The organism is Candidatus Poribacteria bacterium, from assembly GCA_016866785.1.
GTDB lineage: Bacteria > Poribacteria > WGA-4E.
Window position 1 is genome coordinate 1 of record VGLH01000112.1, and the last position, 13,787, is coordinate 13,787.

The 13,787-nt window shown below is 65.5% G+C and carries 14 protein-coding genes; 12 read left to right on the forward strand and 2 right to left on the reverse strand.

The features are described 5' to 3' along the window. From FJZ36_14435 to FJZ36_14445, 3 genes are all read left to right on the forward strand, one after another. The coding region (locus FJZ36_14435; protein ID MBM3216101.1) for a phytanoyl-CoA dioxygenase at window positions 1-535 on the forward strand (535 nt) is incomplete at its 5' end. Between the two features lie 19 nt (window positions 536-554). Further along, complete coding sequence (locus FJZ36_14440; protein ID MBM3216102.1) at window positions 555-1,979, forward strand: sulfatase; 1,425 nt, start codon at window positions 555-557, stop codon at window positions 1,977-1,979. Between the two features lie 31 nt (window positions 1,980-2,010). After that, entirely contained in the window at window positions 2,011-2,802 is a 792-nt protein-coding gene (locus tag FJZ36_14445) for a phytanoyl-CoA dioxygenase family protein (protein ID MBM3216103.1), read from the forward strand. 1 nt (window position 2,803) lies between these two features. On the opposite strand, the gene FJZ36_14450 is transcribed toward FJZ36_14445, so the two are convergent. Further along, window positions 2,804-3,109: a helix-turn-helix domain-containing protein gene (locus FJZ36_14450; protein MBM3216104.1), complete on the reverse strand. Its 306-nt coding sequence runs from the start codon at window positions 3,107-3,109 to the stop codon at window positions 2,804-2,806. A 152-nt stretch (window positions 3,110-3,261) separates the two neighbouring features. Between FJZ36_14450 and FJZ36_14455 the strand changes: the two genes are divergently transcribed. The 9 genes from FJZ36_14455 (at window position 3,262) to FJZ36_14495 (ending at window position 12,876) form a co-directional block, all read left to right on the forward strand. After that, complete coding sequence (locus FJZ36_14455; GenBank protein ID MBM3216105.1) at window positions 3,262-4,503, forward strand: MFS transporter; 1,242 nt, start codon at window positions 3,262-3,264, stop codon at window positions 4,501-4,503. Between the two features lie 8 nt (window positions 4,504-4,511). Further along, window positions 4,512-5,504 (forward strand): SDR family NAD(P)-dependent oxidoreductase, encoded by a 993-nt coding sequence (locus FJZ36_14460; GenBank protein MBM3216106.1) that lies wholly within the window; start codon window positions 4,512-4,514, stop codon window positions 5,502-5,504. Between the two features lie 46 nt (window positions 5,505-5,550). Next, a complete protein-coding gene (locus FJZ36_14465) occupies window positions 5,551-6,453 on the forward strand; it encodes a sugar kinase (protein ID MBM3216107.1) in 903 nt (300 codons plus the stop codon). A gap of 20 nt (window positions 6,454-6,473) precedes the next feature. Then, a complete protein-coding gene (locus FJZ36_14470; GenBank protein ID MBM3216108.1) occupies window positions 6,474-7,574 on the forward strand; it encodes a hypothetical protein in 1,101 nt (366 codons plus the stop codon). Continuing rightward, on the forward strand, window positions 7,571-8,137 hold the full coding sequence (locus tag FJZ36_14475) for an HDIG domain-containing protein (GenBank protein MBM3216109.1): 567 nt from the start codon (window positions 7,571-7,573) through the stop codon (window positions 8,135-8,137). Before FJZ36_14470 ends, FJZ36_14475 begins: the two co-directional genes overlap by 4 nt. 19 nt (window positions 8,138-8,156) lie before the next feature. Then, complete coding sequence (locus FJZ36_14480) at window positions 8,157-9,026, forward strand: DUF58 domain-containing protein (GenBank protein ID MBM3216110.1); 870 nt, start codon at window positions 8,157-8,159, stop codon at window positions 9,024-9,026. 17 nt (window positions 9,027-9,043) lie between these two features. Beyond that, entirely contained in the window at window positions 9,044-10,012 is a 969-nt protein-coding gene (locus FJZ36_14485) for a D-alanine--D-alanine ligase (protein MBM3216111.1), read from the forward strand. 66 nt (window positions 10,013-10,078) lie between these two features. Then, entirely contained in the window at window positions 10,079-11,782 is a 1,704-nt protein-coding gene (locus FJZ36_14490; protein MBM3216112.1) for a hypothetical protein, read from the forward strand. Between the two features lie 95 nt (window positions 11,783-11,877). Further along, window positions 11,878-12,876: a Gfo/Idh/MocA family oxidoreductase gene (locus FJZ36_14495; GenBank protein MBM3216113.1), complete on the forward strand. Its 999-nt coding sequence runs from the start codon at window positions 11,878-11,880 to the stop codon at window positions 12,874-12,876. A gap of 72 nt (window positions 12,877-12,948) precedes the next feature. Here the strand turns inward: FJZ36_14495 and FJZ36_14500 are convergent. Beyond that, the coding region (locus FJZ36_14500) for a hypothetical protein (protein ID MBM3216114.1) at window positions 12,949-13,787 on the reverse strand (839 nt) is incomplete at its 5' end.

Below are 13,787 nucleotides of genomic sequence, written 5' to 3' on the forward strand. Positions count from 1 at the left end.
TGGATTGCGCTCCGAGTCGGGGTACGTGCGGCGGAACGCCGCTTACGGGCTCACTGCGATGGGCAGCCCTGCGGTGCAGCCGCTGGTCGATGCGCTGGAAGACGCTCGCGCCGAGGTCCGCGAGATGGCGGCGAACGCCCTCCTCGACATCGGCTTGTCAGCCGACAGCGCTGTCGGTGCCCTGTGTCGCTCCGCAGCGGACCCAGCAGTGACTGTCCGGCGCGTCGCCGTAGAAGCCATCGGAACCGCCGGTCAGCGCGTGTCAGACGGGGCGGTTGCGTTGGCGTCGGCGATGAAGGACGACGACGAGTGGGTCCGCCGAAACGCCGCCCTGGCGCTGGCGCGGCTGGGCCCCAACGCCTCAGGCGCGATGGATGCGCTCCGCGACGGTCTCAACGACACTAACCGGTACGTGCGCTCCGAGTCGATGACGGCTCTGCGCCGCATCGGCACGTCGGAGTCGCAGGAGATCGCGTTGGACTACCTGCTCACGTCGCGCTGGTGTCCGCTGACGACGCGCGAGAGCACGTTCTAGGGCAGCGGCTGGTCGGCACATGAACTTCATCCTGCTCAACCCGGACGAGCTGCGCGCCGAGTCCATCGAGTGCTACGGACATCCGTTGGTCCAGACCCCCGGCATGGATCGTCTGGCGAGCCTCGGCACACGGTTCGACCAGTGCCATATCCAGCACACGGTCTGTACGCCGTCGCGGTGCAGTTTCATGACGGGGCTCTACGCCTCGACGCGGGGTCACCGAACGCTGTGGCACTCCCTTCGCCCGTACGAGCCGCACCTGTTCCGCTACCTCCACGAGGCGGGATACGACATAAGGTGGTACGGCAAGAACGACATGCTGGTGCACCCGGAGGTGGGGGACTGCATCACGGAGGCGCGCGGCGGCGGGCGCGTGTTCGCCGACCCTCTCCACGAGCCGGACGACCCGCGACGCTACACCTTCCTGAGCCATCCCTTCGACGGCGCGGTCGAGGAACACGGAGACGCGCGCTGCTACCGGATGGCAATGGACTTCCTGCAGTCCCGTCCCAAGGAACCATTCTGCGTGTTCCTGCCGACCGTTCTGCCGCATCCGCCGTACGGCGCGCCGGAACCGTGGCACAGCATGTACGACATCCGCGACATCCCCGCGCTGCGTCCGCCCGTCGACGGGAAGCCGGACTTCCACGACCTGATCCGCCGGTACCGCCGCCTGGATGAGCTCGACGAGGGCGTCTTCCGACAGGTGAACGCGGTCTACCTCGGCATGACGACGTTCGTCGACCGACTGATCGGCGAGCTTCTCGACACCGTCGAAGCGATGGGCTACCTCGAGAACACGGCGATCATCCTGTGGTCGGATCACGGCGACTGGGCGGGCGACTTCGGACTCGTCGAGAAGTGGCCCAGCGCGCTGGACGACACGCTGACCCGCGTTCCGCTGATCGTCGTGGCACCGGACGGGAAACGAGGGCACGTGAGCCGTCAGCCGGTGGAAGCGTTCGACGTGATGGCGACCGTTCTCGATCTCGCCGGCATCGAGCCTCGGCACACGCACTTCGCCAGGTCGCTGGTTCCCCTGACACGAGGAAGTCCCGCCGACATGACGCGCGCCGTCTTCGCCGAAGGCGGCTACGACGCGTTCGAGCCGCACTGCTTCGAGGGAAGGAGTGTCGGAGACCAGGCGGGACGCGATTCGAGCCACGTCTACTACCCGAAAGGCAGGCAGCAGCAGGATCACCCTCTGTCCGTCTGCCGAACGACGATGATCCGCATGCGAGACGTCAAGCTCATCTACCGACCCAACGGACGGAGCGAGCTCTACGACCTAACAACCGATCCGAGAGAGCTCGTCAACCGGTACGACGACCCAGCGCTCGCGCGCTTACGGCATCGACTGACCCTCGACCTGCTCGACTGGTCGATCACCCGCGCCGACACGACGCCTTTCGACGAAGACCCGCGCGGACTGCCGCGTTCCTAGACAGCCAACTCGCCAGTCAAGAGGAGAACGAGTGGTTCCGACATTCGCGCGAGCCGACCGCGACGGCATCCTGACCTTCTTCAAGGCGAACCTCTACGCCGTCATTCGCGACGGCATGGACGCCGCCGATGTGCGGGTCCTCAACGACTTCGTGGATCGGTCCCAGCAGCGGATTCCCGACGAATGGGGCGTCGGGAAACACGCCCTCCTGTCGCATGGGCAGATCCTGGTGGAGCACCCGGAGCTCGACCGGTTCGTCCAGTACCCTGGCGTCTTTGAGCTGGTTCGGTCGATCTTGGGAGACGACATCCGGTTCGCCCAGTTCGACTTCCGCGACGCGCCGCCGGAGAACAGCCGGGAAGTTGGCATGGCGTTCCACCAGGATCGACCGCAGATCACCCGACGCAATTGGGATGAGACCCATCTGTACGAATGCGCCTACGCCTGCACGATCACCTACTTGACCGACGTGCAGGAGTGCTGCCCGTGCTTCTGCGTCGTTCCGAACAGCCACCGGTACGAGACGATGGATCAGGCGCGCGCCGAGTTGCCCGGCTACTGCGAGCTACCGATCCGCGGCAAGGCGGGAACCACGATCCTCTACAATATCGCGATCTACCACACGCGGTTGGCGGGAACCTGCAACCACGGTCGGCGCACGCAGCACACCTATTTCAGCCGCGCGGCGAGCCCCGTCCTGACCAACTGGGCGCTCATTCCAGAGCGGCTGGCGTGCCACGACGACCCGGCGACGCGCGCGTTCTACAGCCAGTGGACGCCGGCAGGGACCGAGTACGCCGGAAAGCACTTCGCCAGGCGGTGAGTCAGTCGATCCCGGCTTCGAGGTCGCGGAGGAACTGGGCGTTTCGTCGCGCGATCTGCTCGCGGAGTCGGTTGGCAGGCTCCGGCTGTGCGGGCGTCACGTCGACCGAGCCCGCCAGCAGCTCCCCGAGATACTTCAGCAGCGACTCGCGCTCGATGAACCAGCGGCTCCCTCGCCTCGCTGCGCTCACCTTGCCGTCGCTCGCCCAGCGGCTGACGGTCTTTCGCGAAATCGTGCGCCCTTCGCGAGCGAACTGCTCCTGCACCAGAGACGCCGCCTCGCTGAGCGCAAGCCATACATCGCTCATGTCGTTCCCTTCTGATCGGTTCCGCGTAGTATACGAAACCGGCGGCGCGTCGTCATGTCGGTCGTTTACCGCGTTCTGCCGACGTGATACGTTGACCTGAACCGACGATCCGAGCCAGCACCCGCACTTCGAGCGGCGTCGCCCGCGCCGTGATGGATTCGACGCCGCGAAACCACCAGCGTTGTGAGGAGCCTACGATCTCACGCGAACTCGCATGGCTCTCCGTCGCCTACCTGTTCCTCTTCTGCGGCGCGTCGCACCAGCAGTTCCTGGTCGCCTACCTGAACGAGACGCTCGGATGGGGCGAGACCATCGCCCAGAGCGTTCTGGGCACCGTCTACGTCAGCTTCATGTTCTGGCGCGTCCTCGTCGGCGCGACGATTCGACGGCTCGGAGACTACCTCTCCAACGTCGTGGGTGCGGCGACCTACCCGCTCTTCGTGCTCGCCGTGTGGGTCGCCTCGTACCTGAGCGGTCCTGCCGGGGGCGTCGCCATTGCGTTCCTCGCGGCGGCGGTATGGGGGTGGGGGGCGGCGTCGATGTGGCTCACCAGCGGAGCCCAGGTGCTGGACGCCTCGCGGACATCGCGCTACGGCTTCGCCTCGGGCGTGTTCCACGCGTCGTCGAACATCGGGTTCGCCCTCGGAGTGCTGCTGTTCGACTGGCTGCTTCGGTCACAGGGCGGAACCGTCGCCGCACACCGATGGCGTCTGGGTCTGACCGCCGCCACCATGGCGCTGGGCGTCCTGTGTCTGGCCCGGCTGCCGCGCGCTGACGCACCCCGCACCGTCGGTCTGCGAACGGCGCTCCGCTACATGGCGCATCCCAGACTGCGCATCGCCGCGTTCCTGATGGCGGCATCGTCGGTCGGATTCGGACTGATGCTGAGCGTCTTCCCGGCGTTCATCCGCGAGACGTTGACGCATCCGCTGCTCAGCACGGCGGCGTTCTTCCCACTGGCGCGAGCCCTTCTGAGCCTGACGGGGAGCCCGGCTTCGGATAAGTGGGGGCGCGGCGCGGTACTATTCGTCTCGTTCGGGATCGGTGCGGCGGGGCTCGGTGCGGCGTCGGCAGTACCCGCAGCGTGGAGCGCGGCGCTCGCTGCGTTCTTGCTGGGATTGCTGGGCGGACTGGTTCCGCCGGTGGCTTCGGCACTTGTCGGCGATGTCGCAGACAGCGCCGAGCGCCCGTCGGCGTTGGGCGCGGTCTTCTTCTGGCGCGATCTTGGTGTCGTGCTCGTTTTCGTGGTAAGCATAACGCGCGCCCTCGGAGGCTTGAGCCTCGATCCACGAGGTCTCTTCGGGGCGTTCGCCGTTCTCTTTGGCGTCTGTGCCGTGCTGTCGGCAATCCTCGTGGCTCATGAGAGCCGCCGCGATACGGCAGCCCATCGTTGAGGTCTACTGTGACGGATCGTGAGACCGACCGAGTTACGACGTACGAGCCCCAGACCGTCCTTGTGACGGGTGGCGCGGGGTTCATCGGTTCCCATGTCGTCGAGCATCTACTGATGGCTGGGTGTCGGGTCGTCGGCTACGACAACTTCGATCCGTTCTACGCCCGCGAGCAGAAGCGAGCGAACGTCGCAGCCTTCGCCGGGAACCCCAACGCCGCATGGGTCGAGGGGGACATCCGGGATCGACTCCAGCTCGAGAAGACGTTCGACACGCATCGACCCGACGCCGTCGTCCACTTGGCAGCGAGAGCGGGCGTGCGTACGTCGGTCGCCCAGGCGACCCTCTACACGGACGTCAACGTGCAGGGAACGCTGAACGTGCTCGAAGCGGCTTCGAGAGGATCGGTCAAGAGCTTCGTCTTCGGCAGTTCCTCATCCGTCTACGCAGGAACCGACGTGCCGTTCCGAGAGGAATCGAGCGCCGATCACCCTTATTCGCCCTATGCCGCGACGAAACGCGCCGGAGAGTTGCTCGCGTACACGCATTCACACCTCTACGGTCTGCCCGTGACGTGTCTGCGGTTCTTCAGCGTTTACGGACCGAGGCTCCGTCCCGATCTGGCGATCTACAAGTTCGCCCACTTGATCGATACGGAGCAGGAAGTCCCGATCTACGGTGACGGTTCCGCCGAGCGCGACTGCACCTACGTCAGCGACATCGTCGAAGGCGTGGTCGCCGCCCTTCGCCGTCCTCGTCCGTACGACATCATCAACCTGGGCGACTCGCGCACCGTGACCGTGTCCCGCATCGTCGAGCTCCTGGAACAGCGCATCGGCAAGAAGGCGCGGTGCGTCCACTACGACGTGAACCCCAGCGATGCGCCGATCACGCACGCCGATATCTCCAAGGCGCGACGGTTGCTCGGATACCAGCCGCGAGTGCTGTTCGAGGAAGGGATCGAGCGCTTCGTCGATTGGTTCCGCTCGCGCCCAACTCTTTGAGCGTCGCATCGAATGACTCGCTGCCAGATGCCATGAGGAACTGCGCATGTCGATTCTCGTCGTCGGTTCCGTTGCTCTCGACTCGGTAGAAACGCCTCACGGATCCGTGGACGCGGCGTTGGGGGGTTCTGCGACCTTCTTCTCGGTCGCCGCGAGCTATTTCGCGCCCGTGAGGTTGGTGGCAGTGGTGGGAACCGATTTCGCCGAGGAACACGTCGCGTTCCTTCGCAGTCGCGGGGTCGATCTGGAGGGTCTCGAGCGGCGCGAGGGTAAGACCTTCCACTGGAAGGGACGTTACACGGGAGACATGAACGAGGCGACGACGCTTGCCACCGACCTCAACGTCTACGCCGAGTTCGACCCGAAACTCCCGGCTGCATACCGGGACTCGGATTACGTGTTCCTCGCGAATATCGCGCCGGACCTGCAATACCGCGTGCTCGACCAGGCGACGCGACCGCGTCTCGTCACCGCCGACACGATGAACCTGTGGATCAACACGGCGAAGGCAGACCTGCTGCGCACGCTGCAGCGCGTCGACATCCTCGTCATCAACGACGGCGAAGCGCGGCTCCTGAGCGGGGAAGCGAATCTGATCAAGGCGTCGCGCGCGATCCTGCGCATGGGCCCGTCGCGGGTCGTCGTGAAGAAGGGAAGCCACGGAGCCATCTCGCTCACGGCGGACAGCTACTGCGTCACCCCCGCCTACCCGCTGGAAGAAGTGGCGGATCCCACCGGAGCCGGCGACACGTTCGCGGGAGGGTTTGTGGGTTACGTCGCATCGGCGGGCGCAGCGGACGAACGCGCGATCCGAAACGCGATGCTCTTCGGAACGGCTCTGGCGTCGTTCGATGTCGAGGATTTCAGCCTGAACCGCCAACGTGCGCTGACGCGCGCTGAGATCGACCGCCGCGTCGAGGAGCTTCGGGAGTTCGTATCGACAGACTGAGCGACGTCTAGGATACGCCCATGTCGTCGTCCCCGCAGAACAGTCAAGCGCCCTCCGTCCTCTACGACTACGCAGGCGCGATCCATATCCACTCGACGCTGTCCGACGGAACAGGAACCGTCGACGAGATCATCCGACACGCGCAGGACGCTGCGCTCGACTTCGCCATCCTAACCGATCATGAGCACCTCGACGCCAGAGAACTCGGCTACCAAGGCTGGCACGGCGACCTGCTGTTCCTCGTCGGAGAGGAGGTCTCGCCGCGCTTTCGAGACCACTACCTCGCGTTCGACATCCGCCAGAGCGTGCGTGGGCGTGGCGGACGCACCGCGCAGGAGGTCATCGACGCCGTCGCCGCGCAGGGCGGGATCGGGTTCATCGCCCATCCCATCGGCGAAGGCTACCCATCTCGCGCCATGGCATGCCCCTGGACGGACTGGGACGCCACGGGGTACACCGGCATCGAAATCTGGTCGTACATGCACGACTGGGTGCGCGGCACGCACTGGGGCAACGTGGCGCTCGCGTTGAGCCGACCCGACTCGATGCTGAGCGGGCCCCATCATCGAGCTCTGGCGCAGTGGGATCGCGTCGGCGCGACACGGCGCGTCGTGGGGATCGGCACGCTCGACGTCCACGCGAAGCGCATGCCGGGCATCGTGTATCCCAAGGTTTTGCCCTACCCGTTCACGTTCCGGTCGATCCGCACACACATCCTGCTCGACGAGCCGCTGGTTCCCGGCGACGCGGACCTCGCGGCGAACCGCGTCTACGCCGCCCTGAGACACGGCAACTGCTTCATCTCGCACGATGGGATCGCGGACAGCACGGGGTTCCAGTTCACCGCGCAGCGCGCCGGTCGGATCGTCGCGATGATGGGCGACGAACTGCCCCTCGAACCGGGCATCTCCGTCTACGCAAGCGTCCCGGAGCCGGCGCACATCAGCCTGATCCGCTTCGGCAACGTCGTCGCCGAAGCGGACGACAAGCGGCTGTCGTATGCCGTGACCGGCGCGGGCGTCTATCGTGTCGAGGTACGGCGACGGTTCCGACCGTGGATCTACTCGAACCCCATTTACGTGCGGGCCCCTCGCACACACGACGGAGACTCGACCGGATGACCCACGCCGTCGGTCGCGACGCCGCGCTGGAAACGCTCCACGAACACACGAAGACGGAGGCGCTCCGCAGGCACGCGTACGCCGTGGAAGCCGCCATGCGCGCCTATGCGCGGCGCTTCGGCGAGGATGAGGAGCGATGGGGCGTCGTCGGACTTATCCACGACTTCGACTACGAGGCGGAACCCACGCCGGAGTCCCACCCGCTTCGAGGGATCGCCATCCTGACGGAATTGGGGTACCCGGAAGACATCCTCTACGCCATCCGATCCCACGCCGAGTACCTGAACGCCCCCCGCATCAGCCTCATGGACAAAGCCCTGTTCGCCGTGGACGAGCTGACCGGCTTCATCGTCGCCGTCGCGCTGGTGCGACCCTTGAAGAGCCTCGACGACGTCCAACCTTCGTCCGTGCGCAAGAAGATGAAGGACAAGGCGTTCGCCAAGGGCGTGAACCGAGACGACATCGTCAGGGGCGCCGAGGAACTCGGCGTGCCGCTCGATGAGCACATCGCGTTCGTGACGGACGCGCTCAAGCCGATTGCGTCGCAACTGGGTCTCAACTAACGTCGCGACAGGCGGTACGATGTCTCGCCCGGATGTGGACGTTCTGGCGCTGAAGTCGTTACGGATCGTCTCTCGGGCGCGACCTCGCGCGGCGCGCCACGGCGAACGCATCGGAGTGCCGGTCGGCGGACGCATCGAGTTCACCGACTACCGCGCCTATGCTCCGGGCGACGACCTTCGCGCCGTAGACTGGAACGTCGCCGCGCGCACAGACCGGCTCTACGTCAAACAGGCGCTTCTGCCGGTCGCGATGCCGGTGCATCTCCTCGTCGACGTGACACGCAGCATGGCGGTCGGTTCACCCGCCCCGTTGGACTACGCGCGCGGTCTTGCCTGGGCGCTGTCGCACGTCGCTCTGTCGCATGGCGATACCGTGACTGTCGCCGGCTTTGCCGCTGCCGCCCAGCCCATCGCCCGAACTTCCGGCACCAGCGGTCTTGCTCGCATCGAGCGCGCCTTGACTGGGATCGAGGCAGGCGACGGACGCGACGTCGGTCGGGCGCTGCGCGGCTATGCGCTGGGGTCTGCGCCGGTCGGAACGGTCGTCATCCTCAGCGACATGATGGATGTCCACGGAATCCGCGAAGGCATTCGGGCGCTCGCTGGCAAGGGCAATGACGTAATCGCCGTGCACCTCGTAGCGCCGCAGGTCGAAGCCCCGGCGATCCCCGGCGCAGCAGAGGTCGTGGATGCCGAGACGGGAGCGTCGCGCGAGATCGTCTGGGACGACGATACCCGCCGCCTCTACGACGACGGCTTGCGCAGGTTCCTGGACGAGGCGGAACACTGGTGCGCGAGTCGCCGCGTCCGGTATGCTCGAATCCGTACCGATGCCTCGCTGAACGACGTAATCCATAGAGTGTTGCGGACGTCGGGGGTGGTCGGCTGAACGCAGGAGATAGGGGCATGTCACGGTTCGAGGAGCTCCGCGAGCGTCTTTCGGACAAGAGGGTCTGCGTGATTCTCGGCGGCACGTCCGGAGAACGGCAGGTGTCACTCCGTTCGGGAGCGAACATGCTCGCCGCGCTCGGACGCGTCGGCATCGATGCAACGCCCATCGACCCGCGCGACGAACGTTGGCTCCCGGCGCTGCTGGAGGCGCGACCCGACGCCGCCCTGCTCGCCCTTCACGGCAAGCCCGGCGAAGACGGCACGATCCAAGGCTTGTTGGAGACGCTTGATATTCCCTATACGGGGTCCGGGGTGCTCGCCAGCGCCGTCGCGATGGACAAGGTGGTGACCAAGCAGGTTCTCCTGTCGGTCGATCTGCCGACCCCCACTTACGTCGTCGTGTCGCGCCTCGACGCGCTGCGCCCGCAAGTCGATACCATCGCGGCGCTCGGGTTCCCACTCGTCGTCAAGCCGACGTCCGAGGGCTCCAGTCTCGGCGTGTCCATCGTCCACGCGCGCGACGAGCTCTTCCCGATTCTGAGCAAGACGTGTCACGACTTCGGTTCCGTGTTCGCCGAAGCGTTCGTCCCCGGCATGGAGATCACGATCGGGGTGTTGGGCGTGGGAACGCACGCGCGAGCGCTGCCGGTTCTCGAACTGGTCGCGCAAAACGAGTTCTACGACTACGAGGCGAAGTACACGCACGGCATGACGCAGTTCTTCCTTCCCGCGCGGCTCACAGACGAGACGACGCTCCGGGTTCAGCGCCTCGCCGTCGAAGCGCACCACGCCATCGGTTGTCACGGGTACTCGCGCGTCGATATGCGCGTCACTCCAGCCGACGAGCCCTTCATCACGGAGCTGAACACGCTTCCCGGAATGACCGACCTGAGCGACCTCCCGGCTCAGGCGCGCGAAGCCGGCATCTCCTACGACGAGCTCGTGCTGGAGATCCTGAACAGCGCGTTCACGCCGCGCATGTAGCCCTTGACGGATGGCGCGACTCGCCCCACCTGACGACGTGTCGCCAGGAGCCGGAAACGCCGCGCCATGCCAGACTATCGAACGCTCGAAGACCTCTCGCCGCTGGCAGCGTACCACGCCCTCGCCGTCGATACGGAGACGGACGGTCTATCCACGCTCACGGCGCAGCTCGTCGGCGTCTCGTTTTGTGGCGAACCCCATCGGGCGTTCTGGTTGCCCGCCGACCGTCTCGACCCCGCTGCCCTGTCGTCTCTGTTCCGAGGCAAAACGCTCGTCCTCCACAACGCCAAATTCGATCTCAATGTCCTCGAGCGCCACGGCGTTGACGTGAGTGCGTCGTACGTGTTCGACACGATGCTCGCCGCTCACCTGCTCGACGAGAACCGTCCCAAGGGGCTCAAGTGGTTGGCAAAGGAGCTCTTGGGCGAAGAGAATGTCACGGAGTACGACGAACTGACCCCACAACTTTCGCTGTTCGGTCACACCGCCAGCCTTGCCGACTACGCCTGCGCCGACGCTGACCACACGTTCCGGCTCTATCGCCTGTTCCGCGAGGAGCTCGACCGGCTTCCCACGCTGGCTGCCATGTTCCGCCGATACGAAGTGCCCGTGATGCACGTCATCCGCCGGATGGAGCGCGTCGGCGTCCTCCTGGACACGGACCACCTCGCCCGCGTCGGCGACGCCTATCGAGCGCGCCGGGCAGAGCTCGAAGGCGTCATCTTCGGACTTGCCGGACGGCCGTTCATGCTGACATCGCCCGTCGAGCTCGCGTCTGTGCTGTACGACGACCTGGCTTTGACGGTGCACCGAGAGACGCGCACGGGGAACCGATCCGTCGATCAGGCGACCCTGGAGCGGCTCGAGGGCTCGCACCCTATCATCTCGCCTCTCAGAGAACACCGGGAGCTGACGACGCTCCTGAACGTGTTCGTCGAGAAGCTGCCTCAGATCGTCTCCCCCATCACCGGTCGAGTCCACAGCAACTTCAACCAAGTGGGAACCGTCACCGGTCGCATCTCGTCGAACGATCCGAACCTCCAGAACATCCCGAAGGACGCCACGATCCGATCGGCGTTCGTCGCGCCCGAAGGACGCGTGCTGATCGACGCAGACTTCTCCCAGATCGAGCTCCGCTGCGTCGCGCACTACGCGCAGGATCGACGCATGATGGAAGCATTCGAGCGGGACATCGACCTCCACCGCAAGACCATCGCCGACATCATCGGCAAGCCCGTCGAGGAGGTGACACCGGAGGAACGCGCGCTGGCGAAGGCGGTCAACTTCGGGCTGATCTACGGCATGGGAGCCCGTCGTCTCGCCTCCAGCACGGGCATCCCGCTCTCGAAGGCGGAGGCGTTCATCCGAGCCTACTTCGACACCTACGAGGGGGTCCGGCGGTTCCGCGACACCGTGATCGCCTATGCCGAGGAGCACCATCAGGTGACGAACCTCTACGGCAGACGCAGGCGGTTCGCCCCAGGACGGCGGAGCCCTGCCCTCAACGCTCTCATCCAGAGCACAGCGGCGGACATCTGCCGCGACAAGATGATCGCTCTCGACGCCGAGCTACCCGACGACGTGCAGATGCTGCTCCAGGTTCACGACGAAATCCTGTTCGAGGCTCCGGCGGAACGCGTCGATGAGACGGTCGTGCAGATCGTGCAGATCATGGAGTCGCCCATCCAGGATGCGAAGGGAAGGCGGTTCCGAGTGCCGATCCGCGTCGAAGTGGGCGTCGGACGCAACTGGGGCGAGGCGAAGCGCTGAGCGTTCGTTCGCTACCCGGGCTTGGTATACTCGTCGCGCCCGATCCCGACGGCATCGCGATGACGTGAGTCCCCTACCCGGAAAGAGAGTGAGCGATGGCTTCCTACCGCGTGGCGATTCTCGGATGTGGCGGCATCGCGCAGGCGCATGCGAGTGCCTATCAGGGCAGAGGGGGCGTCAGCCTCGTCGCTGGCGCCGAGATCGACGAGGAACGACGACGCAGCTTCGGCGACCGCTTCACGATTCCTGCCATGTACGGCGACTACCGCGAATTGCTCGAACGCGAGAAGCCGGACATCGTCAGCATCTGTACGTGGCCCCCGCTCCATGCCGAGATGACCGTCGCTGCCGCCAAGTCGGGCGCGAAAGCAATCCACTGCGAGAAGCCGATGGCAGTGGGCTTCGGCGAGTGCAGAGCGATGGTCGACGCGTGCGATCGGGCTGGGGTGAAGCTCGTCATCGGGCACAACCACCGATGGGACGCGAACGCCCATCGAGCCAAAGAGCTCGTGGCGGAGGGCGCCATCGGCGAGGTCTGGGCGGTTTACGGCTACTGCGGGGATCGGGACCTGTTGGCGAACGGAACGCACGTCGTCGACCAGATACGCTTCTTGATGGATGACGCGCCGATCAAGACCGTCATCGGGCAGATCGACCGACCGTCGCCCAAGATCGACTTCGGACACGAGGTGGAGCACGGAGCCATCGGACACTTCTACTTCGAGAACGGCGTCCGAGCGATCATCGAGCAGGGAACGATGTCACCGAAGCCTTACGCGTTCCATATGGTCGGAACCGAGGGAGTCATCTCGATGAACGCGTACCCGGGGCGGTCGATGCAGATCATCAACCGGTCCGGGGAGGTCACGGTCGAACTGCCCTCGGTGAACCCCAAACGCATGGAAGTCGACGCCCTGCTCGCGTGGCTCGAAGGGGGCCCGCCCCATCCGGCGCGCGGCGAGAACTGCCTCGAGACCCACGAAGTGCTGATGGCGATCTACGCGTCCTCACGGCTGCATCGGGCGATCACGCTGCCCTTCGAGGGCGACGACTTCCCGCTGCTGCAGATGATCCGCGAGGGACTCGTACCGTAGCCGATGCCAACCGAGGGCGAGAACGACGAAGGCGGGCGCGGAGCCCGCCTTCATCGCGTCCGAAGCCTGTGGTCAGATACCTGCGTCCACCTTGTTGATGGCTTCGGCGATCAACGCGCCGTGCTCCGGCGTCATGTTGACGTTCAGCCCAAACCGAAGCGTTCGGTTCAGGATATCGAGGCTCTTCGGACACATGTCCGGGTGGTACTCGACCTTGCCCTTGTAGTAGGGGTGCGTCCAGGGGCTCACGCCCGGATGGTGCGACCGCTTCTGGAGGATCGAATCCCAGTAGCGGTAGATGTGCCGGTCCGGGAACCCGTCGTTGTGCGCGGTCCCGGTTCCGACGCCTTCCGCGTTGAGCGCCTTGCTGAACTCGTGGGCGCGTTCCTGCGAGCTGACGACGATGGCGAAGCTGATACCGCAGTCGCCCTCAGGGTCGTCCTGATGCTGGACGACGTAGTGCGTGCCCGGCTCCAGCGAATCTCGAAGAGCCTTCTTCACCGCGCGGCAGCGTTCCAGCGCCGTGTCCATCTTCGAGAGTTGGACGCGCATCATCGCCGCGTTGATCTCGTTGGAGCGCAGGCCGAGGTTGCTGAACGGCTCCGTCACCCACTCGCGCGCGCCGGTCTCCTGCTGCTTCATCCACATCGGCAGAGCCGGTTCCGCGTTGAAGCAGGCGCGCTCGTAAGCGACGTAGTCGTCCATGAACACGAACCCGCCCTCGCCGCACGTGATGACCTTGAAGTAGTTGAAGCTCCAAGCCCCTGCGTTGCCGATGGTGCCGGTCACCTTGTCGAAGTACCGCGCCCCGATGGATTGGCAGCAGTCCTCGACGAGGAACAGGTCGTGGTCGTCCGCGAGCTTCTTGAGTTCGTTCAGACGCGCCGGCACGCCCTGCATGTGGACGGGGA